Annotated in this window: 20 protein-coding genes; 8 read left to right on the top strand and 12 right to left on the bottom strand. The window is 73.7% G+C overall.

The annotated features are described in order from the left end of the window. Nucleotides 1–37 precede the first annotated feature (37 nt). From GA0070214_RS21870 to GA0070214_RS21860, 3 genes are read right to left on the bottom strand one after another with little or no spacing between them, the layout of a single operon-like run. The gene (locus GA0070214_RS21870) at nt 38–1,087 is read right to left on the bottom strand and encodes a type III polyketide synthase (RefSeq protein WP_091267143.1); all 1,050 of its coding nucleotides are present in this window, start codon (nt 1,085–1,087) and stop codon (nt 38–40) included. A gap of 41 nt (nt 1,088–1,128) precedes the next feature. Next, on the bottom strand, nt 1,129–2,295 hold the full coding sequence (locus tag GA0070214_RS21865) for an acyl-CoA dehydrogenase family protein (RefSeq protein WP_091267142.1): 1,167 nt from the start codon (nt 2,293–2,295) through the stop codon (nt 1,129–1,131). A 43-nt stretch (nt 2,296–2,338) separates the two neighbouring features. Next, on the bottom strand, nt 2,339–3,094 hold the full coding sequence (locus tag GA0070214_RS21860) for a class I SAM-dependent methyltransferase (RefSeq protein ID WP_091267135.1): 756 nt from the start codon (nt 3,092–3,094) through the stop codon (nt 2,339–2,341). A 45-nt stretch (nt 3,095–3,139) separates the two neighbouring features. On the opposite strand from GA0070214_RS21860, the gene GA0070214_RS21855 reads away from it, so the two are divergent. The 4 genes from GA0070214_RS21855 to disA all read left to right on the top strand — a co-directional run bounded on the left by GA0070214_RS21855 (nt 3,140) and on the right by disA (nt 7,813). Next, the gene (locus GA0070214_RS21855) at nt 3,140–3,979 is read left to right on the top strand and encodes a UbiA family prenyltransferase (protein ID WP_091267132.1); all 840 of its coding nucleotides are present in this window, start codon (nt 3,140–3,142) and stop codon (nt 3,977–3,979) included. Between the two features lie 141 nt (nt 3,980–4,120). Further along, on the top strand, nt 4,121–4,930 hold the full coding sequence (locus GA0070214_RS21850) for a hypothetical protein (RefSeq protein ID WP_091267128.1): 810 nt from the start codon (nt 4,121–4,123) through the stop codon (nt 4,928–4,930). 107 nt (nt 4,931–5,037) lie between these two features. Continuing rightward, on the top strand, nt 5,038–6,486 hold the full coding sequence (radA, locus tag GA0070214_RS21845) for a DNA repair protein RadA (RefSeq protein ID WP_091267125.1): 1,449 nt from the start codon (nt 5,038–5,040) through the stop codon (nt 6,484–6,486). A 142-nt stretch (nt 6,487–6,628) separates the two neighbouring features. Next, on the top strand, nt 6,629–7,813 hold the full coding sequence (gene disA, locus GA0070214_RS21840) for a DNA integrity scanning diadenylate cyclase DisA (RefSeq protein WP_091267634.1): 1,185 nt from the start codon (nt 6,629–6,631) through the stop codon (nt 7,811–7,813). Nucleotides 7,814–7,818: 5 nt separating this feature from the next. Here disA and GA0070214_RS21835 read toward each other — a convergent pair whose 3' ends face one another. The 3 genes from GA0070214_RS21835 to GA0070214_RS21825 all read right to left on the bottom strand — a co-directional run bounded on the left by GA0070214_RS21835 (nt 7,819) and on the right by GA0070214_RS21825 (nt 9,768). Then, nucleotides 7,819–8,565, bottom strand: a complete 747-nt coding sequence (locus GA0070214_RS21835; protein ID WP_091267122.1) for a hypothetical protein — start codon at nt 8,563–8,565, stop codon at nt 7,819–7,821. A gap of 130 nt (nt 8,566–8,695) precedes the next feature. Further along, nucleotides 8,696–9,259 (bottom strand): peptide deformylase, encoded by a 564-nt coding sequence (locus GA0070214_RS21830; RefSeq protein WP_091267119.1) that lies wholly within the window; start codon nt 9,257–9,259, stop codon nt 8,696–8,698. Beyond that, nucleotides 9,256–9,768, bottom strand: coding sequence for a glycine cleavage system transcriptional repressor (locus GA0070214_RS21825; protein WP_091267116.1), 513 nt, complete (start codon nt 9,766–9,768; stop codon nt 9,256–9,258). Before GA0070214_RS21825 ends, GA0070214_RS21830 begins: the two co-directional genes overlap by 4 nt. A gap of 96 nt (nt 9,769–9,864) precedes the next feature. On the opposite strand from GA0070214_RS21825, the gene GA0070214_RS21820 reads away from it, so the two are divergent. Then, nucleotides 9,865–10,770 carry an HhH-GPD family protein gene (locus GA0070214_RS21820; RefSeq protein ID WP_091267112.1) on the top strand — a complete coding sequence of 302 codons (906 nt, stop codon included), beginning with the start codon at nt 9,865–9,867 and terminating at the stop codon, nt 10,768–10,770. Between the two features lie 86 nt (nt 10,771–10,856). Here the strand turns inward: GA0070214_RS21820 and GA0070214_RS21815 are convergent, their stop codons facing one another. From GA0070214_RS21815 to lysS, 3 genes are all read right to left on the bottom strand, one after another. Further along, entirely contained in the window at nt 10,857–13,394 is a 2,538-nt protein-coding gene (locus GA0070214_RS21815) for an ATP-dependent Clp protease ATP-binding subunit (protein ID WP_091267108.1), read from the bottom strand. A gap of 484 nt (nt 13,395–13,878) precedes the next feature. Next, nucleotides 13,879–14,229, bottom strand: coding sequence for a histone-like nucleoid-structuring protein Lsr2 (locus GA0070214_RS21810; RefSeq protein WP_091267630.1), 351 nt, complete (start codon nt 14,227–14,229; stop codon nt 13,879–13,881). Between the two features lie 112 nt (nt 14,230–14,341). After that, entirely contained in the window at nt 14,342–15,850 is a 1,509-nt protein-coding gene (gene lysS, locus GA0070214_RS21805; protein WP_091267105.1) for a lysine--tRNA ligase, read from the bottom strand. Nucleotides 15,851–15,942: 92 nt separating this feature from the next. On the opposite strand from lysS, the gene GA0070214_RS21800 reads away from it, so the two are divergent. Both GA0070214_RS21800 and GA0070214_RS21795 read left to right on the top strand, forming a co-directional pair. Then, complete coding sequence (locus GA0070214_RS21800; protein ID WP_091267101.1) at nt 15,943–16,683, top strand: class I SAM-dependent methyltransferase; 741 nt, start codon at nt 15,943–15,945, stop codon at nt 16,681–16,683. A gap of 120 nt (nt 16,684–16,803) precedes the next feature. Further along, on the top strand, nt 16,804–17,544 hold the full coding sequence (locus tag GA0070214_RS21795; protein ID WP_091267098.1) for a class I SAM-dependent methyltransferase: 741 nt from the start codon (nt 16,804–16,806) through the stop codon (nt 17,542–17,544). A 3-nt stretch (nt 17,545–17,547) separates the two neighbouring features. On the opposite strand, the gene GA0070214_RS21790 is transcribed toward GA0070214_RS21795, so the two are convergent. Beyond that, complete coding sequence (locus tag GA0070214_RS21790; protein WP_091267095.1) at nt 17,548–18,306, bottom strand: type III pantothenate kinase; 759 nt, start codon at nt 18,304–18,306, stop codon at nt 17,548–17,550. 118 nt (nt 18,307–18,424) lie between these two features. Between GA0070214_RS21790 and GA0070214_RS21785 the strand changes: the two genes are divergently transcribed. Continuing rightward, a complete protein-coding gene (locus GA0070214_RS21785) occupies nt 18,425–19,525 on the top strand; it encodes an acyl-CoA synthetase family protein (RefSeq protein ID WP_139141887.1) in 1,101 nt (366 codons plus the stop codon). Between the two features lie 3 nt (nt 19,526–19,528). Here GA0070214_RS21785 and nadC read toward each other — a convergent pair whose 3' ends face one another. Then, nucleotides 19,529–20,425, bottom strand: coding sequence for a carboxylating nicotinate-nucleotide diphosphorylase (nadC, locus tag GA0070214_RS21780; RefSeq protein WP_091267089.1), 897 nt, complete (start codon nt 20,423–20,425; stop codon nt 19,529–19,531). Beyond that, entirely contained in the window at nt 20,422–22,107 is a 1,686-nt protein-coding gene (locus GA0070214_RS21775) for an L-aspartate oxidase (protein ID WP_091267628.1), read from the bottom strand. The genes nadC and GA0070214_RS21775 overlap by 4 nt, the downstream gene beginning before the upstream one ends. Nucleotides 22,108–22,151 lie beyond the last annotated feature (44 nt).

Genomic DNA, 22,151 nt, shown 5'->3' with positions numbered 1-22,151 from the left:
CAGAGCGTATCGGCGCCGGGCGGCGGCCACCGTCCCGTCAGGTGGTGTGCTCCAGTAGGGCCGCGTAGAGGGTGAGGCCCGGCCCGAAGGCCAGCATCACGACCCGCTCCGGGGGCGTCTCCGCCCGGCGCAGCCGGTCGAGGATGAGCAGCACGGTCGGGGACGAGCAGTTGCCGTGCTCGTCCAGGGTGGCCCGGGACGCCGCGAGCGCCGCCGGTGGCAGCGCCAGCTCCCGCTCCACGACGTTGAGGATGCGGGGACCGCCCGGGTGCACCGCCCAGCCGTCCACCTCGCCGCGGTGCCACCCGTGCCGGGCCAGCAGGTCGTCCACCAGGCCCCGCACGTGGTGCGAGAGCACCTGCGGCACCTTCGGCGACAGCCCCATACGGAAGCCGGTGTCGGTGACGTCCCAGGTCATGTGGTCGGCCGTCGAGGTGTCGGTGACCGAGGTGACCTCGCGCAGCGCGTACCCCCGGCCACCGGGGACGACCACGGCGGCGACCGCGGCGTCCGAGAACAGCGCGTGGGAGACGATCTGCTGGGTGTCCACCCGGGCGCCCGGCGGCTGGATGTGCAGGCTGGTCAGCTCCGCGCAGAGCAGCAGCGCGGGGCGGCCCCGGGCGGTGACGAAGTCGCTCGCCGCGCCGAGCCCGGGCAGGGCCGCGTAGCAGCCCATGTGCCCCACGAACATGCGCTGCGTGTCCGGGGCCATGCCGAGGTCCCGGGCGAGCAGGATGTCCAGCCCGGGCGTCGCGTAGCCGGTGCAGGAGCAGACCACGAAGAGGCCCACGTCACCGGCGTCCAGGCCGGCGGCGGTCAGCGCCCGGCCGACCGCCTCCTTGCCCAGCGGCAACGCCTCGACCTGGTAGCGCCGCATCCGGCGTTCGGTGGGCCACTCCGAGACGTCCTCCAGCAGCGGGTTCACGGCCGCCTGCCGGCGGGACACGCCGGAGTTGGCGAATATCCGCTCGGCCAGCGCCCGGGTGGTCCCCGAGAAGTGCTTCGCGAAGAAGCCCGCCCACAGCTCGTCCTGCGCGGCGGACGGCGGCTGCGCCGTGCCCAGGCCCGCGATCACCGGCACGCCCATGTCCCCCACGTCCCCCACCTCTCGTCCCCCAACCCCACGCTTCACCAACGAGGCGTCGAGCCGTCGCGGTCCGGGTCGCCGCCGAGAGCGGCGATGCCGAGCCAGTCGGCGCAGACGTCCGAGGTGGCCGGGTGCAGCGAGCCGCACCGGGCGTCCCGGTAGAGCCGCTCCAGCGGATGCCCCCGCCGGGTGGCCGAGGTGCCGGCGGCCTCCAGCATGGACGCCGCCACGTCGGCGGCCGTGGTGCCGGCGAGCAGCTTGGCCCGCCACACCCAGCGGTTGGTCTCCGCGTCGCCGGGCGCCTCGTCCACCCGGCGGGCGGCCTCGGCGACCACCAGCTCGGCCGCCGCGGCGGCCGCGTCCGCCCGGCCCAGCCGGGCCCGGACCGCGGGCAGGCCGGCCAGGTTGCGCGCGTTCAGGTGCTCGGCGGCGGCGTCGATCGAGGCCCGGGCCACCCCGACGTAGACGGCCGCGTAGCTGGCCACCAGCCAGTGCGGCATGAGCTGGGCGACCACCAGGGCCAACCCCTCCACCCCACCGAGCAGCCGGTCGGCCGGGACGGTCACGTCCAGGTGCAGGTCGTGCGAGGAGGTGGCGCGCATGCCCAGCGAGTCCCAGGTGGGCTCGACCGTGATCCCCTCGCCGGCCGGGACCAGGAACTGGGAGACCACCGACTGGTCGGTGGCGCTGCGGGCGGCCACCAGGTAGCCGTCCGGGTGGCCCGCGCCGGAGCAGAACGTCTTGCTGCCCTTGAGGTGCCAGCCACCCTCGACCGCCTCGTAGACCGTGCTGAGCTGGGAGAGCCGAGCGCCGGCGCCACGCTCGCTCATGGCCACCGCGTACCAGGCGCCCTCGGCCGCCGCGCGGAGCAGCCGGTCCCGAGCGGCCAGCGCCTCGTCCGGTACGCCGAGCGCCTCGGCCAGTTCCTCGGTCACCGCGCCCAGCGCGCCGGTGACCGAGGCGTGCATGTTGAACACCAGTGCCGTCGCGCCGTTGCCGCGGGCCAGCTCGGTGGCGACGGCCGCGTACTCGGCGAAGCTGGCACCCAGGCCGCCCAGCTCGCGCGGCACCATCAGCCCGAAGAGGCCGGCCTCCCGGAGGTCGGCGAAGTCGTCGACCGGGAACGAGCCGTCCCGGTCGTGGTCGGCCGCGCGGGCGGCCAGTCGCGGCGCCAGCCTGCGGGCCGCCTCCAGCGCGTGCACAGTCATGTAGCCCCCTTCTCGGCGTCCCCTTTACCCCGGGCGGCCCCCGCTACCCGCTCCGGTGCCCGCGGCCCTGGTAGAGCACCGCGGTCGACCAGGTCGGCACGATGCGCGGCTCCGTCCGGACGGGACGGTCGGCGCCGCTCAGCCGACGCAGCAGCCAGGTCAGCGTGCCACCCAGCTCGGGGCGGATCCCGCGAAGGCGCAACGCCACGCCGTGCCGGGCGCACTCGGCGACCAGCGCACGGGCGTCCACGAACAACCGTGGATCGTGGATGCCGCGCGGCACGGTCGGCAGCCGCTCGCCGAGCTCGACGGCGACGAGCCGGGCCAGCAGGGTGTCGTTGAGGGTGTCGAGCACCAGCAGGCCACCGGGCCGCAGCAGCCGGCACGCCTCGGCCACCGCGCGTCGCCAGTCCGGCACGTGTTCCAGCAGCTCGCCGGCGGAGACCACGGCGGCGCAGCCGTCCGGGAGGGGAACCGCGGTGGCGTCGCCCTGGACCACCGTCACGCCGTGCTCGGCGGCCTGGTCGAGGGCCGAACGGGTCAGGTCCACACCGACGTGCCGGTAGCCCTTGCCGGCCAGGTGCGGGGCGAGCAGCCCGGCGCCGCAGCCCAGGTCGACCAGCAGATCGTCCGGTTCGGACGCCGGTGGCACCAGGGCCGCGCGGGCCCGGGCCAGCCAGTGCAGCATCGCGAACGCGCCGCCCGGTCGCCACCACTCGCCGGCCAGGTCGTCGTACTGGCGGGGATCGTTGGGCGGCAGCACCCGGGGCGGGGTGGACACCGGGGCCGCGTCTCGCATGGACCGAGCGTGGCACGACTCCCCGGTAACGACCAGACTTCCCTTATGTCGATGTCGGTGTTAGGGCTGGTCAGGGCGAGCCACCCGGAACCGGCCGCCGCGGTCACCGTGGTGGCCGGGCTGCTCGCCCGGGCGGTGGGGCACGGGCCGGGCGGGGTCGCCGCCGTGTCGCTCACGGTGCTGGCCAGCCAGCTCGCCGTGGGCTGGAGCAACGACCTGATCGACGCCGACCGGGACGCCACGGTGGGGCGTACCGACAAGCCGGTGACCACCGGCGCGGTCTCGCGGCAGGTCCTGGCCCGCGCCACCGTGCCGGCCGCCGTGGCCACGCCGCTGCTGGCGCTGGCCACCGGTCCGGCGGCGGCGCTCTGCGCCACTCTCGGCCTGGTCTCGGCACTGCTCTACAACTGGCCGCTGAAGTCGACCCCGGTCTCGGTGCTGCCCTACGCGGTCTCGTTCGGCGCGCTGCCCGCCTTCGTGGTGCTGGCGCTGCCGGGCGCACCCGCGCCCCCGGTGTGGCTGGTCGCCGCCGCGGCACTGCTCGGCGCCGGGGCGCACTTCGCCAACGTGCTGCCGGACCTGGCCGACGACGCGCGGACCGGGGTGCGGGGGCTGCCCCACCGGCTGGGGGCGGCGGGCAGCCGGGTGGCCGCCGCCGGGCTGCTCCTCGCGGCCACGGTCGCGCTGGTCGTCGGGCCGCCCGGGCGGCCGTCGTGGGCCGGGCTCGCGGCGGTCGCCGCCGCCGTCGGGGTGCCGGCCCTCGGCTGGTACGCCGGACGCACGGCGACCGGGGCCGGCGCCCGGCCGGTGGCCGCCTTCCGGGCGGTGATGGTGGTGGCGCTGATCGATGTGGTGCTCCTGGTGGCGAGCGGTCGGGTGGTCTGACCCTTCCCCTCGCAGGTGGCATTACCGGGTCGGCGTGCGGGCCTCGATCAGCTCCAACTACCCTGGAGCGCGGTCTGCGCGGGTATGGCCACCCCGTGTCCGGCGTCCGGCCGGGTGGGGATCGTGACGAGGAGGACCGACGTGACGCGCTCGATCAGGGGTTCCCGGCGGGCGGCCCTGTTGCTGGCCGGTACGGCGGCGGCGGCGAGCCTGCTGCTGACCGGGTGTGGCGCCGGCCAGGTGGCCGAGACGGCCAACAAGATCCCGTCGGTGCAGGGCATCAACGTCCAGACCCCCGACAACCTCTACAAGGTGCGCGGTCTCTACCTGGAGTTCCCCGGCCCGGAGGGCTACAAGGCCGGCGCCGACGCGCAGGTCAACGTCGTGCTCTACAACGACAGCCGCGAGCCGGTGACCGTGACCGTCACCACCGACAGCGCCCGGGAGGTCGTCCTCAGCGGCGCCGGTGCGGGCAGCGGCGGGGCCACCCCGACCGGCTCGCCGACCGAGCCGGCCTCCGCGTCACCCACCGCGACCGACCCGAGCGCCTCGCCGAGCCAGTCGCTCGGCACCGAGGAGTCGCCGTCCGGCAGCGGCTCCCCCTCGGCCAGCGGCTCCGCCTCGGCCAACCCGTCGCCGTCCGAGAGCTCGGCCCCGGCCGGCCAGCCGGCGCGGTTCGAGATCCCGGCCCTGGGTTACGTCCAGCTCACCGCCAGCAGCCCGCAGGCTCTCCGGCTCGTCGGCCTGAACCAGGCCCTGCGCGTCGGCCAGCCGGTCAACCTGACCTTCGACTTCGGCGACGGCAAGGTGATCAGGACCGGTGCGGCCGTCGGCGTCCCGCTGACCCCGGCCGCGCCGCCCTCGCCCGTGGTGCAGCCGCGCGAGGAGGGTGGCGCCGGCCACCCCGGTGGCCTCGAGGAGGGCGGCAGCGAGGGCGGCGGCCACAGCTGACCGCCCGACCACTCTTTCGACGGCACCGCCGCCGTGGCCGACGCCACGCCGGCGGTGTCGCCGTTTCCGGGTGGGCTTTCGTCGTACGGTCCGGTTAGCGTCCTGGGGTGAGCACGTCCCGATCGACCTCCCCCCGCGCCACCGCCGGCCGCGGCCGCGCCGCCGCCCGCGAGCCGCGCCCGGCCTACGAGTGCGACGCCTGCGGCCACCAGCCCCCCAAGTGGGTCGGGCGCTGCCCCGAGTGCGGCGAGTGGGGTTCGGTGGTCGAGTGCACGGTGACCGGCCCGCTGGTCTCCGGCCGGGTGGTCAGCTCCCGGATGCCCGCCGAGCCGGCCCGCCCGATCGCCACCATCAGCGCCGCGCCGGCCCGGGCCCGGGCCACCGGGGTCAGCGAGCTCGACCGGGTGCTCGGCGGCGGCCTGGTTCCCGGCGCCGTGGTGCTGCTCGCCGGCGAGCCGGGGGTCGGCAAGTCGACCCTGCTGCTCGACGTCGCCCAGCAGTGGGCGGCCAACGCGGGCAGCCCGTCGCTGGTGGTGAGCGGCGAGGAGTCGGTCAGCCAGGTGCGGCTGCGCGCCGAGCGGATGGGCACCCTGCACGACCGGCTCTACCTGGCCGCCGAGAGCGACCTGTCGGCGGTCCTCGGGCACCTCGACGCGGTCGAGCCGGGCCTGCTGGTCCTCGACTCGGTGCAGACCATCTCCACCACCGGCACCGAGGGCGTGCCGGGCGGGGTCACCCAGGTCCGGGCGGTCACCGCAGCGCTGGTCGCGGTCGCCAAGGAGCGCGGCATCGCCACCGTGCTGGTCGGGCACGTCACCAAGGACGGCCAGGTCGCCGGCCCCCGGGTGCTCGAGCACCTGGTCGACGTGGTGCTGCACTTCGAGGGCGACAAGCACTCCTCGCTGCGCATGGTCCGCGGGGTGAAGAACCGGTTCGGCGCGGCCGACGAGGTGGGCTGCTTCGAGATGCACGAGGGCGGCATCAGCAGCCTTGCCGACCCGTCCGGCCTCTTCCTGACCCGCTACTCCGAGCCCGTGCCGGGCACCTGCGTGACGGTGGCCATGGAGGGCCGGCGGGCCCTGGTCACCGAGGTGCAGGCGCTCATCGGCGCCACGGTCGCCGGCTCCCCCCGGCGCACGGTCTCCGGGCTGGACGGCGCCCGGCTGGCCATGGTGCTCGCCGTGCTCCAGCGCCGCACCGAGCGGCTGACGCTGCACGACCGCGAGGTCTTCGCCGCCACGGTGGGCGGCATCCGGGTGGTCGAGCCGGCGGCCGACCTGGCCGTGGCGCTGGCGGTCGCCTCCGGCGGGCTCAACCTGGCCCTCAACCCGCAGCTCGTGGCCATCGGCGAGGTCGGTCTCACCGGCGAGGTACGCCGCGTGGGTGCCGTGCCGCGGCGGCTGGCCGAGGCGGCCCGGCTCGGTTTCCGGCAGGCCCTCGTACCGCCCGGCTGCGGCCCGGGCAGCAGTGGCGTGGCCCCGGAGAACATGCGGGTGACGGAGGTCACCGATGTCCGTGCCGCCCTTCAGGCTGCCGCCCGCGCGTCGGCGGAGTGACGGTCGGTAGGCGTGGGGCGGGACCGGCCGGGCGATTCCGGACAGCCGGCGCAGCGGGTCGACGACCGGGGGAGCCGGACATCGTGACACATCACAGTAACCACGAGAGCACCCACCGCACCGCAGTCCGTAGACTGTGCCCGTGCCGATCGACCGCGATGCCACCAAGCCCGCCGCGACGACGCCGCACGCCCGCACCGGCGCCGTGGGCTCCCCCGCCCGTGCCATCAGCGTGAGCGTCACCGGAAGCGTCGGCGGGGCCGGCGGCGACCCGTTGCGGGCCAACCTCGCTCTCATGGCGCCGGGCACCGCGCTGCGCGACGGTCTGGAGCGCATCCTGCGCGGCCGCACGGGCGCGCTCATCGTGCTCGGCTACGACAAGATCGTCGAGCAGATCTGCACCGGCGGCTTCCCGCTCGACGTCGAGTTCTCCGCGACCCGGGTCCGCGAGCTGTGCAAGATGGACGGCGCCGTGGTGCTCTCCAGCGACGGCACCCGCATCGTCCGGGCCGCGGTGCACCTCATGCCCGACCCGTCGATCCCCACCGAGGAGTCCGGCACCCGGCACCGCACCGCCGAGCGGGTCGCCCGGCAGACCGGCTACCCGGTGATCTCGGTCAGCCAGTCGATGCGGATCATCAGCCTCTACGTCAACGGCCAGCGGCACGTGCTGGACGACTCGGCGGCGATCCTCTCCCGGGCCAACCAGGCGCTGGCCACCCTCGAGCGCTACAAGCTCCGGCTGGACGAGGTCTCCGGCACGCTCTCCGCCCTGGAGATCGAGGACCTCGTCACCGTCCGCGACGCCGTGGCCGTGGTGCAGCGGCTGGAGATGGTCCGCCGGATCGCCGACGAGATCGCCGGTTACGTCGTTGAGCTGGGCACCGACGGCCGCCTGCTCGCCCTCCAGCTCGACGAGCTGATGGCGGGCGTGGACGCCGACCGCACCCTGGTCATCCGGGACTACCTGCCGGTGGGCCGGAAGTCGCGCACCCTCGACGAGGCCCTGGTCGAGCTCGACCTGCTCAGCGCCACCGAGCTGATCGACCTGGTCGCCGTGGCCAAGGCCATCGGCTACCCGTCCGCCTCCGACGCGCTCGACGCCGCCGTGAGCCCGCGCGGGTTCCGCCTGCTGGCCAAGGTGCCCCGGCTGCCCGCGGCCGTGGTCGACCGGCTCGTGGTGCACTTCGGCAGCCTCCAGCGGCTGCTGGGCGCCACCGTGGAGGACCTGCAGGCCGTCGAGGGGGTGGGCGACGCCCGCGCCCGGGGCGTCCGCGAGGGGCTGTCCCGCCTCGCCGAGGCGTCCATCCTGGAGCGGTACGTCTGAGCCGGTCAGCCGGTGATCGTCAGCTTCACCGGCTCGCTGAGCTTGGTGCCGACCCGGGCGAAGACCTGGTACGTGCCGATCGGCGCGAACTGGCCGTTGGCCACCCCGTTGGCGCAGCGGCTGTCCAGCTTGCCGTTCCAGCCGAGCTCGTAGGAGCGCTCGAAGTTCGGCGTGAACGACTGCGGGTCCGAGCCCTTGCCGGTGCCGCAGGTGTCGGAGGACCAGATCCGGTTCGCGCCGGCCTTGATGTACAGCTCCTGGAGGTCGGCCCCGACGTCCCGGTTGCACGTGCGCTCCGAGACGTTCTTGACCTTGAGGCGCAGGGTGACCACCGTGCCGCGCTGCGCGGTGGCCGGCACCGCCACCGGGGTCACCTGGAGCTCCGAGTCGGCGCAGGTGCCGTCGTCGACCACCGGGGCGGCCGGCGCGCCACCGTCGCTCGTGCCGCCGCCGTTGTCGGTGCCCGTGCCGCCGCTGTTCGTCCCGCTGCCGCCGTTCGTCCCGCTGCCGCCGCCCGAGTCGCCCGGGGTGGGCGACGGGCTGCCGGACTGCGGGGTCAGCAGCGAACCGGTCGGGCCGGGCGCGGCGGCCGACGGGGACCCACCCGGGTTGCCCGTGGGGGCGCCGGAGTTCCGGTCGGGGCCGGTGCACGAATAGAGCAGGACAATCAGGAAAAGCAGCCCGGCTCCGAAGACGACGGCTCGACGCCGCCAGTACACGGCGGGAGGCAGCGGGCCGACCGTCATACGCATGATGCGTTCACCGTAACGGCGCGACGCCCGGCCCGCTGGCGCGACGCGCCGGAGGCCCTTCGCCCCGGCCCCTCCCGGGTCCACAATGGACGGCGGAGGTCACCGACAGGCACCGCCGGACCACGGCCGGTCAGAGGTAGACCTTGCGCTGGTAGACCGCGTGCGCCCCGGCCACCCGGTCGAGGAAGAGCAGGCCGGCGCAGTGGTCGATCTCGTGCTGGAGCGCCCGCGCCTCGAACCCGTCGGTCACCAGCCGCACCGGGTCCCCGCTGCCCGGCAGCACGCCCTCGACCACCAGGCGGCTGGCCCGCTTAACGTCGCCGGTCAGGTCGGGCACCGACATGCAGCCCTCCCGCCCGGCCTTCCAGCGGCTCGCCTCCACCACGGTGGCGTTGCAGAGCACGAAGGCGCCGTGCACGGTGACCGCCTTCGGGTGCCCCGTCACGTCCACCGCGAACACCTGGGCGCTCACCCCGACCTGCGGCGCGGCCAGGCCCACGCAGCCCGGCGACACCCGCATGGTGGCGACCAGGTCGGCGGCGAGCTGGACCACCTCGGCCGAGGTCGGGTCGACCGCCGGGCCGGGCCGGCTGAGCACCGGATCCGGCGCGGCCACGACGGCGCGTACGGCCCCGGGAAGGCCGAGCTTCTCCGGGGTCCAGCCGCCCAGGCCGGCGTACTCCTCGGCCGTCACAGCAGGTCCGTGTCCGCCGGGCGGAGGCTGACCCCGACGTCCAGGTCCGCGGCCGTACGGGCGAGGCGGCCGGCCACCTCGTCGGCGGTACCGGGCGGCAACTCGACCTCGGCGACCACCACGTACAGCGAACCGGTCAGCCGGGTGCTCAGGTCGGTCACGTTCCCGCCCGCGTCGGCCAGCACCCGGGTCATGGCCGCGACGATGCCCATCCGGTCCGCGCCGTGCACCGCCAGCACGTACGGCTCGCCGGTGGGCTCGGTCTCCCCGTCGGGGGTGACCGCACGGACGGTGGCCAGCAGCTTCCCCTCGGCGGCGAGCGGGGCGAGGGCGGCCTCGACGTCGGCGGCGGCCGGGCCCACGCAGATCAGGGTCATCGCGAAGTGTCCCCGCAGCCGGGTCATCGTGGAGTCGGTGAGGTTCGCACCGAGCCGCGCGAGGGCCTCGGCGACGTCGGCCACGATGCCCGGCCGGTCCCGGCCGATGACGGTGATCGCGAGCTCGTTCATCCGGACATTCTGCCCGGTCCCCGCCGCCCGGCCGCGACGGCCCGCCCGCCCCGCCCAACCTGCGGGAAGGCGGCCCGTGACATCATCGACGGCGCGATGTCCGAGCCCACTTTCGCCACCCTGGTCAGCCGGTGGTACGAGCGCAACGCCCGCGACCTGCCCTGGCGTGAGCCGGGGGTCGGGGCCTGGGCGATCCTCGTCAGCGAGGTCATGCTCCAGCAGACACCGGTGGTCCGGGTGCTGCCCGCCTGGGAGGCGTGGCTGTCCCGCTGGCCGACGCCGGCCGCGCTGGCCGAGGACACGCCGGCCGAGGCGATCCGGATGTGGGGCCGGCTCGGCTATCCCCGCCGGGCCGTACGCCTTCGCGACTGCGCGGTGGCCATCGTGGAACGGCACGGCGGCGAGGTCCCGGAGCGGCTCGACCAGCTGCTGGCACTGCCCGGGGTCGGCACGTACACGGCGCGGGCCGTGGCCGCCTTCGCGTACGGGCAGCGGCACCCCGTGGTGGACACCAACGTTCGGCGGGTGGTGTGCCGGGCCATCGCCGGTGAGCCCGACGCGGGACCGGCCACCCGCCCCGCCGACCTGGTCGCCACCGAGGAACTGCTGCCCGTCGAGCCGGCCGCGGCGGCCCTGGCCAGCGCCGCGTTCATGGAACTGGGTGCGGTGGTGTGCACCGCCCGTGCCCCACGCTGCGCCGTGTGCCCCGTCGAGGCGGTCTGTGCCTGGCGGGCCTCCGGCCAGCCGGCCCCGGCCGGGCCGACCCGCCGCCCCCAGCGCTACGCCGGCACCGACCGTCAGGTGCGTGGCCTGCTGCTCGGGGTGCTCCGCGACGCCACCGGGCCGGTGCCGCACCAGCGGCTGGACCAGGTCTGGCACGACGACGTGCAGCGTGCCCGGGCGCTCGCCGGGCTGGTCACCGACGGCCTTGTCGAGCCGGTCGGCGAGGAGTCCTTCCGGCTCGTCGGCGACGGCCCTCCGGTCCCGCTCCCCCGCCCCTGACCCACCCGATCCCCGGTCGCGCAAAAGGCGACGGCCCCGGCGGCTTTCGCCTGCCGGGGCCGTCGCCCTCGATCGGTTGCCCGAACTTACGCCGCGTCGTCCGCGCCCGTGGCGGCGGTGCCGCCGAGGTCCGCCGGGACCGCGTCCGGCACGGCCACCGGCCGGTCGGCGCCCCGGAAGACGAGCTTGGACTTGTCGATGTCGCTCGGGTCGCCCTCGCAGTCCACCACCACGATCTGACCCGGGGTCAGCTCGTTGAAGAGGATCCGCTCGGACAGGTTGTCCTCGATGTCGCGCTGGATCGTGCGACGCAGCGGCCGCGCGCCCAGCACCGGGTCGAAGCCCTTCTTCGCCAGGTACTTCTTGGCGTTGTCGGTCAGCTCCAGGCCCATGTCCTTGTTCTTCAGCTGCGTCTCGATCCGAGCGATCATGATGTCCACGATCGAGAGGATCTCGTTCTCACGCAGCTGGTGGAAGACGATGGTGTCGTCGATCCGGTTCAGGAACTCGGGCCGGAAGTGCTGCTTGAGCTCGTCGTTGACCTTCTGCTTCATCCGGTCGTAGTTGGACTCGGAGTCCTCAGAGGCCTGGAAGCCCAGCGACACCGCCTTGGCGACGTCCCGCGTGCCGAGGTTGGTGGTCAGGATGATGACCGTGTTCTTGAAGTCCACGATCCGACCCTGGCCGTCGGTGAGGCGCCCGTCCTCCAAAATCTGGAGGAGCGTGTTGAACACGTCCGGGTGGGCCTTCTCGATCTCGTCGAAGAGGACCACCGAGAACGGCCGGCGACGCACCTTCTCGGTCAGCTGCCCGCCCTCGTCGTAGCCGACGTAGCCGGGAGGGGCACCCACCAGCCGGGACACCGTGTACCGGTCGTGGAACTCGGACATGTCCAGCTGGATGAGGGCGTCCTCGCTGCCGAACAGGAACTCGGCGAGCGCCTTGGACAGCTCGGTCTTACCGACGCCGGACGGGCCGGCGAAGATGAACGAGCCGGAGGGGCGCTTCGGGTCCTTCAGGCCGGCCCGGGTGCGCCGGATCGCCTTCGAGACCGCCTTGACCGCGTCCTCCTGGCCGATGACGCGCTTGTGCAGCTCGTCCTCCATGCGCAGCAGGCGCGAGGTCTCCTCCTCGGTCAGCTTGTAGACCGGGATGCCGGTCCAGTTGCCGAGCACCTCGGCGATCTGCTCGTCGTCGACCTCGCTGACGACGTCCAGGTCACCGGCCTTCCACTCCTTCTCCCGCTGGGCCTTCTGCCCGAGGAGCTGCTTCTCCTTGTCGCGGAGCTGCGCGGCCCGCTCGAAGTCCTGCGCGTCGATCGCGGACTCCTTGTCGCGGCGGACCTGGGCGATCCGCTCGTCGAAGTCACGCAGGTCTGGCGGCGCGGTCATCCGGCGGATGCGCATCCGGGCGCCGGCCTCGTCGATCAGGTCGATCGCCTTGTCCGGCAGGAAGCGGTCGGAGATGTAGCGGTCGGCCAGGGTGGCCGCCGCGACGAGAGCCGCGTCGGTGATGCTCACGCGGTGGTGCGCCTCGTAGCGGTCCCGCAGGCCCTTGAGGATCTCGATGGTGTGGGCCAGCGAGGGCTCACCCACCTGGATCGGCTGGAAGCGTCGCTCGAGAGCGGCGTCCTTCTCCAGGTGCTTGCGGTATTCGTCGAGGGTGGTGGCACCGATGGTCTGCAGCTCGCCGCGGGCCAGCATCGGCTTGAGGATGCTGGCGGCGTCGATCGCGCCCTCGGCGGCACCCGCACCCACCAGGGTGTGGATCTCGTCGATGAACAGGATGATGTCGCCGCGGGTGCGGATCTCCTTGAGCACCTTCTTGAGGCGCTCCTCGAAGTCACCGCGGTAGCGGGAACCGGCGACCAGGGCGCCGAGGTCGAGCGTGTAGAGCTGCTTGTCCTTGAGCGTCTCGGGCACCTCGCCCTTGATGATCTTCTGGGACAGCCCCTCCACCACGGCGGTCTTGCCGACGCCGGGCTCACCGATCAGGACCGGGTTGTTCTTGGTCCGGCGGGAGAGCACCTGCATGACCCGCTCGATTTCCTTCTCGCGCCCGATGACCGGGTCGAGCTTGCCCTCGCGGGCGGCCTGGGTCAGGTTCCGGCCGAACTGGTCCAGCACGAGGCTGGTCGACGGCGCGGCCTCGCCCGGCGCGGCGCCCGCCGCGGCCGGCTCCTTGCCCTGGTAGCCGGAGAGCAGCTGGATCACCTGCTGGCGGACCCGGTTGAGGTCGGCGCCGAGCTTGACCAGCACCTGGGCGGCAACGCCCTCGCCCTCACGGATCAGGCCGAGCAGGATGTGCTCGGTGCCGATGTAGTTGTGGCCGAGCTGCAGCGCCTCGCGCAGCGACAGCTCCAGCACCTTCTTGGCCCGCGGCGTGAACGGGATGTGCCCGCTCGGCGCCTGCTGGCCCTGGCCGATGATCTCTTCGACCTGCTGACGGACGCCCTCGAGGGAGATGCCGAGGCTCTCCAGGGCCTTTGCCGCGACACCCTCACCCTCGTGGATCAGGCCCAGCAGGATGTGCTCCGTACCGATGTAGTTGTGGTTGAGCATCCGGGCCTCTTCCTGGGCCAGGACGACAACCCGTCGCGCTCGGTCGGTGAACCGCTCGAACATGCCCTCGTGCTCCTCACGTGCCGTGCGCCTTGATGGTCAGATCTCGGCGGGGCCGGTGCGCGGACGTCCGGGACGGGCGTCCGTGCCTCCTTACTCTATCGCCGCGGACCGACTCCGCTGAGGTCGTGTGTCCCCGCGAATGGCCGTTCACGCGTCGTTTCTGACAACCGTCCGCGCTCAGGAGGTGTTCCGGTACCCCTGCCTGTACGCGCAGAGCGAAATTCGACCGCCGGTGGAAAAGCCCGGTCGAGGGGCTGGGGCGGGGGCGTCAGTGCCCGGCCGCGGTCTTCCACAACCTGTGGACAGCATCTCCACCGCCTGTGGACAACTCCCCCGGGGCCCGGTTTCTTCCCGGGTCCGGCGACGCCGCCGCACGCACCGGGCCCGGACCGGACAGACGGCGCAGCCGGGCGGAAACGGCGACGCCGGCCCGGAGTCGCGCTCCGGTCCGGCGTCGTGTCGCCCGCTGCGGGGGTCGTCGGGGTCAGTGCCCCGCCTTCGCGTGGTACTCGTCCACGATCTCCTGCGGGATGCGCCCCCGGTCGGAGATGTCCTTGCCGGCCTTCTTGGCCCAGGCCCGGATGGCCTTGTTCTGCTCGCGGTCGGCGGTCGCGCCGCCCCGGCCCCGGGCGGCCCGGCCACCCACGACCACGCCGCCGCGGCCCACCTTCGTGCCGTGAGCGATGTACTGCGCGAATACGTCACGCAATTTTTCAGCGTTGGAAGCCGAGAGGTCGATCTCGTACTGCACACCGTCGAGCGCGAACTTGACGGTCTCGTCAGCGTCCCCGCCGTCCAGGTCATCGACCAGCTTGTGAATGATCTGCTTGGCCACGTCCCACATTCCTTTCGAGCAGGGTTGTGCTCCTGCAATACAGGAGCACAATAACCCGCCCGCTGCTTGCTCCGTCAATAGGATGCGGTAACGACCCGGAGAAGGTTCTGTGCTACTCGGGCCGGACCAACGGGAACAGGATGGTTTCCCGAATTCCCAGGCCGGTCAGCGCCATCAAGAGCCGGTCGATTCCCATTCCCATACCACCGGCCGGCGGCATTCCGTACTCCATCGCGCGGAGAAAGTCCTCGTCCAGCCGCATGGCCTCGTCGTCGCCCCGCGCCGCGAGCTGCGCCTGGGCCACCAGCCGCTCCCGCTGCACCACGGGGTCGACCAGCTCGGAGTACGCGGTGCCCAGCTCGAAACCGAGCACGTAGAGGTCCCACTTCTCGGCCAGGCCCGGCTCGCTGCGGTGGGCCCGGGTCAGCGGGCTGGTCTCCTCCGGGTAGTCGAGGACGAAGGTGGGCGCCTGGAGCGACGGCACCACCAACTCCTCGAACAGCTCCTCGGCCAGCTTGCCCGGGCCCCACTTCGGGTCGACGGAGAGGCCGACCTTGTCCGCGTACTCGACCAGGCGGGACCTTTCGGTGCGGACGGTAACCTCCTCACCGAGCGCTTCGGAAAGGACACCGAACAGCGACACCGAACGCCACTCGCCGCCCAGATCGAACTCGCGGCCGTCGGCGTGGGTGACCACCGTCGAGCCGGCGACCGCGAGAGCGGCCTGCTGCACGAGATTCCGGGTCAGCTCGGCCATCGTGTTGTAGTCGCCGTACGCCTGGTAGGCCTCGAGCATCGCGAACTCGGGCGAGTGCGAGGAGTCGATGCCCTCATTACGGAAGTTGCGGTTGATCTCGAAGACCCGGTCGACGCCACCGACGACCGCGCGCTTCAGAAACAGTTCCGGCGCGATTCGCAGATACAGATCGGTGTTCAGCGCATTGCTGTGGGTCACGAATGGGCGGGCCGCCGCGCCGCCGTGCAGCAACTGGAGCATCGGGGTCTCGACCTCGACGAAGTCCTGCCCGTGCAGGGTGTCCCGCAGGCTGCGCACCGCGGTGGCCCGGGTGCGGACCATCTGCCGGGCCTGCGGGCGCACCACCAGGTCCACGTAGCGCTGGCGGACCCGGGCCTCCTCGCTCAGCGGCTTGTGCGCCACTGGCAGCGGGCGCAGCGCCTTGGCCGTGACGGCCCACTCCTCGGCCAGCACCGACAGCTCGCCGCGCCGGCTGGTGATCACCTCGCCGGTCACGCCGACGTGGTCGCCCAGGTCGACCAGGCGCTTCCAGTCGTCCAGCCGCTCGGCGCCGACCCGGTCCAGCGAGAGCATTGCCTGGAGTTCGGTGCCGTCGCCGTCCCGGAGGGTGGCGAAGCAGAGCTTGCCGGTGTTGCGCACGAAGATCACCCGGCCGGTGACCGAGACCCGGTCGCCGGTGGCCGTGTCGGTGGGCAGGTCGGCGTACCGCTCGCGGATCTGCGCCAGCGTGCTGGTCCGCGGGAAGCCGACCGGGTAGGGCTCGACGCCCTCGGCGAGCATCCGGTCCCGCTTCTCCCGGCGGACCTTCATCTGCTCCGGAAGGTCGTCGGCGGGGTCTACTGGCAGGGCGTTCTGCTCGGTCACGGCACGCTTCCTCAGACGGAGAATTCGGGCGGGGTTCAGGCCCCGAGCGTACTCAAGGGGCTGCCGGGCCGTTACGGGATAACCTGCCCGCCATGACCGACCCCACTGAGGCCCTCTCGTTCGGCGCCGCCGCCGCCGACTACGACCGCTACCGGCCCCGCTATCCCGAGGCCGCGCTGCGCTGGGCGCTCGACGACCGCACCGCTCCGGCCCGCACCGTCGACCTGGGCGCCGGCACCGGGATCGTCAGCCGCGGCCTGCTCGCGCTCGGGCACGAGGTGGCCGCCGTCGAACCCGACCCGGGGATGCGCGCCCAGTTCGAGGCCGCCACTCCGGGCGTCGCCGCCCTGGCCGGCAGCGCCGAGTCGGTCCCGCTGCCCGACGGGTACGCGGACGCGGTGCTGGTCGGCCAGGCGTACCACTGGTTCGACCGGGAGCGGGCGCACCCGGAGATCGCCCGGATGCTGCGGGCCGGCGGGATCTTCGCGACGGTGTGGAACCTCCGGGACGACCGGGTCGGCTGGGTGACCGAGCTGAACCGGATCGCCGAGATCGGGGACACCGTCGACCACCTGCGCGCGACCGTGACCGGCTTCGGTCCTCGGTTCACGGCGCCCGAGTGGGCCGTGTTCGACCACGTCACCACGCTGACCCCGGACGACCTGCTCGGCATGGTGCGCACCCGTTCGCACTACCTGACCGCCGGGCCGGACCGGCGCCGCGAGGTCGACGCCGAACTGCGCGACCTGCTGGCCACCCACCCGGACCTCGCCGGCCGGGGCACCGTCGACCTCCCCTACCGCACCCTGGTCGCCCGGGCACGCCGCCACTGACCGGCGCGGCCGGCCACCGCGCCCCCGCCGGGAGCCGGGCCCTCGCCCACCGCCGCCACCGACCCGGCGGGCCACCGCACCAGGGCACACGCCGGAGCAGGCTCGCACTAGCCTCGGCGCATGGCCGACGTGAACCAGGCACTCTCCTTCGGCGCCGCCGCCGCCGACTACGACCGGTTCCGCCCCCGCTATCCCGAGGAGGCGCTGCGCTGGGCGCTGAACGGGCTGGCCGCCCCGGCCCGGGTCGTTGACCTCGGCGCGGGCACCGGCATCCTCACCCGCGGCGTGCTCGCGCTCGGGCTCCAGGTCGTACCCGTGGAACCGGATCCGGGGATGCGGGCGCAACTGGCGGCCGCCACCCCGGGCACGACGGCGCTGGCCGGCAGTGCCGAGTCGGTCCCGCTGCCGGACGGGTCGGCCGACGCGGTGCTGGTCGGGCAGGCCTACCACTGGTTCGACCGGGAGCCCGCGCACGCCGAGATCGCCCGGGTGCTGCGCCCGGGCGGCACGTTCGCGCCGATCTGGAACGTGCGGGACGAGCGGGTCGCCTGGGTGGCGGAGCTGACCCGGATCGCCCACCTCGGCGACAACGCCGGCGACGTGACCGAGAAGTACACCGACTTCGGCCCCGCCTTCACCCCGGTCGAGCTGGGCGAGTTCGCCCACACCACCACGCTGACCCCGGACGAGGTGGTCGGCATGCTGCACACCCGCTCGTACTGGCTGACCGCGCCACCGGCCGAGCAGGAGCGGATCGACCGGGACCTGCGCGACCTGTTCGCCACCCACCCCGACCTGGCCGGCCGGGCGACCGTCGAGCTGCCCTACCGCACGTTCGTCCTGCGCTCGCGGCGGCGCTGACGCTCAGGTGTTGCGCTCGTAGACCATCCGCAGGCCGATCAGGGTGATCATCGGCTCGTGGTGGGTGATGGTGCGGCACTCGCTGAGCACCAGCGAGGCCAGGCCGCCGGTGGCGATCACCGCCTTCACCTCGCCCAGTTCCTCGGTCATCCGCTCGACGATGCGGTCGACCTGGCCGGCGAAGCCGAAGTAGAGGCCGGCCTGGAGGCACTCGACGGTGTTCTTGCCGATCACCGAGCGGGGCCGGGTGGCCTCGACCTTGCGCAGCTGGGCGGCCCGGGCCGCGAGCGCGTCGAAGGAGATCTCGATGCCCGGCGCGAACGCGCCGCCGAGGAACTCGCCCCGGCCGCTGATCACGTCGAAGTTGGTGGTGGTGCCGAAGTCCACGACGATCGACGGCCCGCCGTAGAGGGTGTACGCGGCCAGGGTGTTGACCACCCGGTCCGCGCCGACCTCCTTGGGGTTGTCGATGGCGAGCTGCACGCCGGTGCGCACCCCCGGCTCGACGATGACGCTGGGCAGGTCGGCGTAGTAGCGGGCCAGCATGGTGCGCAGCGAGCGCAGCGCGGCCGGCACCGTCGAGCAGGCGGCCACCCCGGTGATCTCCACGGCGTCACCGGCCAGCAGCCCGCGGAACATCAGCCCCAGCTCGTCCGCGGTGGACCGGGCGTCGGTCTTGATCCGCCAGTTGTGCACCAGCTTGTCGCCGTCGAAGGTCGCCAGCACGGTGTTGGTGTTCCCGATGTCGATGCAGAGCAGCACGATCGCAGCCTAGACAACGGCCTCATGGGTGGGCGCGCAGCGGCGGCCGAACCGTATCCTGGACACATCGCGGCATGAACATGGTTCTATCCACGGCACGGCCGGACGGGGAGCGGACATGTCGAGGATGTGGTGGGTCCGGGGACGCAGCGCCCTGCTGCGCCGTCGCCGGCACGTGCTCGTGCTCGCGGTGCTGGCCGGCGGGGCGCTCTGGATGATCGTCCAGGCCCGGCAGTCCTGGCAACGCCACGGGCAGACCTTTCGCGGCGACCTCTACCTCAACATCGGCGCCGCCCTGGTCATGACGCTCCTGACCTACCTGGTGCTCAACCCGCTCTTCCGCGAGCTCCGGACCGCCACCATCATCGAGCACCCGCGGCTGGACCGGGACGCGCTGATCCAGCGGGTGGCGCAGTCCCGCGAGGTGGTCGCCATCCTGGAGACCTTCACCAGCATGCTGGAGGGGCCGTACACCACCCGGTTCCTCGCCGCGCTGCGCTTCGCCCTGGCCAACGGCGCCACGGTCAAGGTGCTGCTGCTCGACCCGGACTCCCCCGCCGTCCGGCTGCGCGCCGAGGAGCTGCGCCGCGCCGACACGGCCGTCGCCATCATGAACAACCTCTACCACTTCGGGCGGCTCCAGCAGCAGCTCGCGCCGGCCGCCCGCTCACGCCTGCGGGTCCGGATCTACGCCACCGCCCCCTCGGTCCAGATGTACCGCTGGGACGACAAGGCGTTCATCTCGTTCTTCCCGGTGCACGGCAAGACCTTCGACGCCCAGCAGCTGGAGGCCTTCGTCTCCACCCCGCTCGGGGAGTTCGTCGACGACCGGTTCGACGAGCTGTGGGAAACCGCCCCGGTGCGCGACCTCGACGCCTGCCTCACCCTCAGCGTCTGCCTGCGCCGCGGCGACACCGAACTGGAGTCCTGCGACGCCCGCTACGTCCGGCTGGACGGCACCTGGTACATCGCCGGCGGCGACCTCGTCCGCAACGTCGCCCGGCACGGCCTCACCGGGCTGACCGTGGTGCTGGACCGGCCGGAGGCCGCCGGCCAGGCGTACGCCCTCGCCGAGGCCGACGAGCTGGAACCCGAGGTCTACCACCGGGCACTCCAGCTCTTCCGCGCCAAGTACGGGCTGGACGCCCGGGACGACACCGAGAGTCAGGTCATCTTCAACCTGGTGCCGGCCACCGCGCTCACCGCCCGGCTGGGCTGACCGTCACTCCTCCCGCAGGTCCAGCGCGATGTCGAGGATCGGCGACGAGTGGGTGAGCGCGCCGACGGAGAGGAAGTCGACGCCGGTCGCCCCGTACTCGGCGGCCACCGGCAGGGTGAGCCCGCCGGTCGCCTCCAGCTCCGCCCGGTCGCCCACGGCGGCGACCACCTCGCGCAGCTGCGCCGGGGTCATGTTGTCCAGCAGCAGGAAGCGGGCACCGGCCTCCACCGCCTCCACGGCCTCGGCCAGGGTGTCCACCTCCACCTGCACCGGCACGTCCGGGAACGCCTCCCGGACCCGGCGGAAGGCCGCCCCGATCCCACCCGCGGCCACCTTGTGGTTGTCCTTGATCATGGCGACGTCGTGCAGGCCCATCCGCTTGTTGGTGCCGCCGCCGGCGCGGACCGCGTACTTCTCCAGGGCCCGCAGGCCGGGGGTGGTCTTGCGGGTGTCGAGCACGGTCGCCTTGGTGCCGGCCAGCGCGTCGGCCCAGGCCCGGGTGTGCGTGGCCACCCCGGACATCCGGGAGAGCAGGTTGAGCGCCGTCCGCTCGGCGGTGAGCAGCAGCCGGGTCGGGCCGGTCATCGTGGCCAGCACGTCGCCGCGCGCCACCCGCTGCCCGTCCTGGGCCACGAGCGACACCTCGACCGTACGGTCCGCCCCGGTCAGCTCGCCCACCAGCTCGAACACGGCCGCGGCCACCGGCAGCCCGGCCACCACGCCGTCGGCGCGGGCGACCAGGTCGGCGGTGTCGTTCTGCGCGTCCGGGATCGTGGCGACGCTGGTCACGTCGAGGAAGTCCGGCCCCAGGTCCTCGGTGAGCGCGTCGACGATCACGCGCCGGACCCGCTCCGGGTCCAGGCCACCGTCCCGCAGCGCCCGCTCCGTCGACTTCCTCACTGTGCCTCCCAGCGCTCGTTCAAGAAGCCCTCCGTCCCGATCCCGGCCACGAGGTGGCCCCGCCACCGTTCGTCGGCCGTCGGGAAGTCCTCCCGCCAGTGGCAGCCCCGGGTCTCGCGGCGGGCGTACGCGGCGGCGACCAGCGTGGACGCCACGGTGAGCAGGTTCGTCGCCTCCCAGTCCGCGGTGCGCGGCACGCCGCGGGCCTGGCCCACCTCGGTGAGGGTGGCGGCGGTCCCGGCGAGCCCCGGCGCCGACCGGAGCACCCCGGCGCCCCGGGTCATGGCCCGTTGCAGGGTGAGGGTGGCGCCCGCCGGCACCAGCCAGCCCTGGCCGCCCACCCAGGCGCCGACCTCGGCCGGCTTCGCCTGCTCCGGCAGCCCGGCGGCGATGTCCTCGGCGATCCGGCGGGAGAAGACCAGCCCCTCCAGCAGCGAGTTGCTGGCCAGCCGGTTGGCGCCGTGCACGCCCGTGCAGGCGACCTCGCCGCAGGCGTACAGGCCGGGGATGGAGGTGCGACCGCGCAGGTCGGTCCGGACGCCGCCGGAGGCGTAGTGGGCGGCCGGGGCGACCGGGATGAGGTCGGTGGCCGGGTCGACCCCGATGGCCAGGCAGGAGGCCACGATGGTCGGGAAGCGCCGGGCCAGGAAGTCGCCGCCCAGGTGGCGGGCGTCCAGCCAGACGTGATCGGCGCCGGTGGCCACCAGCACCCGGTGGATGCCCTTGGCCACCACGTCGCGGGGCGCCAGCTCGGCCAGCTCGTGCTGGCCCACCATGAACCGCTTGCCGTCGCCGTCGACCAGGTGGGCGCCCTCGCCGCGCAGCGCCTCGGAGACCAGCGGCTGCTGGGCGAGGCCCGCGCCCGGCTCACCGGGCGGCACGATCAACGCGGTCGGGTGGAACTGCACGAACTCCAGGTCGGTGACCGCCGCGCCGGCCCGCAGCGCGAGCGCCACGCCGTCGCCGGTGGAGACCGCCGGGTTCGTGGTGGCCGCGAAGATCTGGCCCATCCCGCCGGTGGCCAGCACCACGGCCCGGCCCAGGATGGCCCCGACGCCGTCCTCGCTGCCCTCACCGAGCACGTGCAGGGTGATCCCGCAGGCCGGGCCGAGCCCGTCCGGCCCGTCACCGGGAGCGCGCAGCAGGTCCAGCACCAGGGCGTGCTCGACGAGCCGGATCCATGGGTCGCGGTGGACCGCGGCGTGCAGCGCCCGCTGCACCTCGGCCCCGGTGGCGTCGCCGCCCGCGTGCACGATCCGGTCGGCCCGGTGGCCGCCCTCGCGCGTGAGCATCAGCGAGCCGTCCGGGTTGCGGTCGAACTCCGCCCCGATCCGCATCAGCTCGCGCAGCCGGGTCGGGCCCTCCTCGACCAGGACCCGGACCGCCGCCGGGTCGCACAGGCCGACGCCGGCCACCTCGGTGTCGTACGCGTGCGCGGCCGGCGTGTCCGCCGGGTCGAGCACCGCGGCGATGCCGCCCTGCGCCCAGCGGGTCGAGCCCTCGTCCATATTGACCTTGGTGACCACGGTGACGTGCAGGCCGGCCTCGCGCAGGTGCAGCGCGGCGGTCAGCCCGGCGACCCCGGAGCCGACGACGATGACGTCGGTGGTCTCCACCCAGCCGGGTGCGGGCGCGGCGAGCAGCCTCGGCAGGGCCGGCAGGTCGACGGTCGGAAGGTCCATGAACACAGTCAACCCGAAGGGCTCTCGTCCCGGGCGGCGGGGGC

It is taken from the genome of Micromonospora chaiyaphumensis (assembly GCF_900091435.1).
GTDB lineage: Bacteria > Actinomycetota > Actinomycetes > Mycobacteriales > Micromonosporaceae > Micromonospora > Micromonospora chaiyaphumensis.
Note: the sequence above shows the minus strand (reverse complement) of the source record. Positions and strands in the feature narration are given on the sequence as shown.

Bases quoted from the DNA above. Each gene is read 5' to 3' on its own strand.
- GA0070214_RS21870 (WP_091267143.1), bottom strand. From the start codon at position 1,087: ATGGGCGTGCCGGTGATCGCGGGCCTGGGCACGGCGCAGCCGCCGTCC.
- GA0070214_RS21865 (WP_091267142.1), bottom strand. From the start codon at position 2,295: ATGACTGTGCACGCGCTGGAGGCGGCCCGCAGGCTGGCGCCGCGACTG.
- GA0070214_RS21860 (WP_091267135.1), bottom strand. From the start codon at position 3,094: ATGCGAGACGCGGCCCCGGTGTCCACCCCGCCCCGGGTGCTGCCGCCC.
- GA0070214_RS21855 (WP_091267132.1), top strand. From the start codon at position 3,140: ATGTCGATGTCGGTGTTAGGGCTGGTCAGGGCGAGCCACCCGGAACCG.
- GA0070214_RS21835 (WP_091267122.1), bottom strand. From the start codon at position 8,565: ATGCGTATGACGGTCGGCCCGCTGCCTCCCGCCGTGTACTGGCGGCGT.
- GA0070214_RS21825 (WP_091267116.1), bottom strand. From the start codon at position 9,768: ATGAACGAGCTCGCGATCACCGTCATCGGCCGGGACCGGCCGGGCATC.
- GA0070214_RS21820 (WP_091267112.1), top strand. From the start codon at position 9,865: ATGTCCGAGCCCACTTTCGCCACCCTGGTCAGCCGGTGGTACGAGCGC.
- GA0070214_RS21815 (WP_091267108.1), bottom strand. From the start codon at position 13,394: ATGTTCGAGCGGTTCACCGACCGAGCGCGACGGGTTGTCGTCCTGGCC.
- GA0070214_RS21800 (WP_091267101.1), top strand. From the start codon at position 15,943: ATGACCGACCCCACTGAGGCCCTCTCGTTCGGCGCCGCCGCCGCCGAC.
- GA0070214_RS21795 (WP_091267098.1), top strand. From the start codon at position 16,804: ATGGCCGACGTGAACCAGGCACTCTCCTTCGGCGCCGCCGCCGCCGAC.
- GA0070214_RS21785 (WP_139141887.1), top strand. From the start codon at position 18,425: ATGTCGAGGATGTGGTGGGTCCGGGGACGCAGCGCCCTGCTGCGCCGT.
- GA0070214_RS21775 (WP_091267628.1), bottom strand. From the start codon at position 22,107: ATGGACCTTCCGACCGTCGACCTGCCGGCCCTGCCGAGGCTGCTCGCC.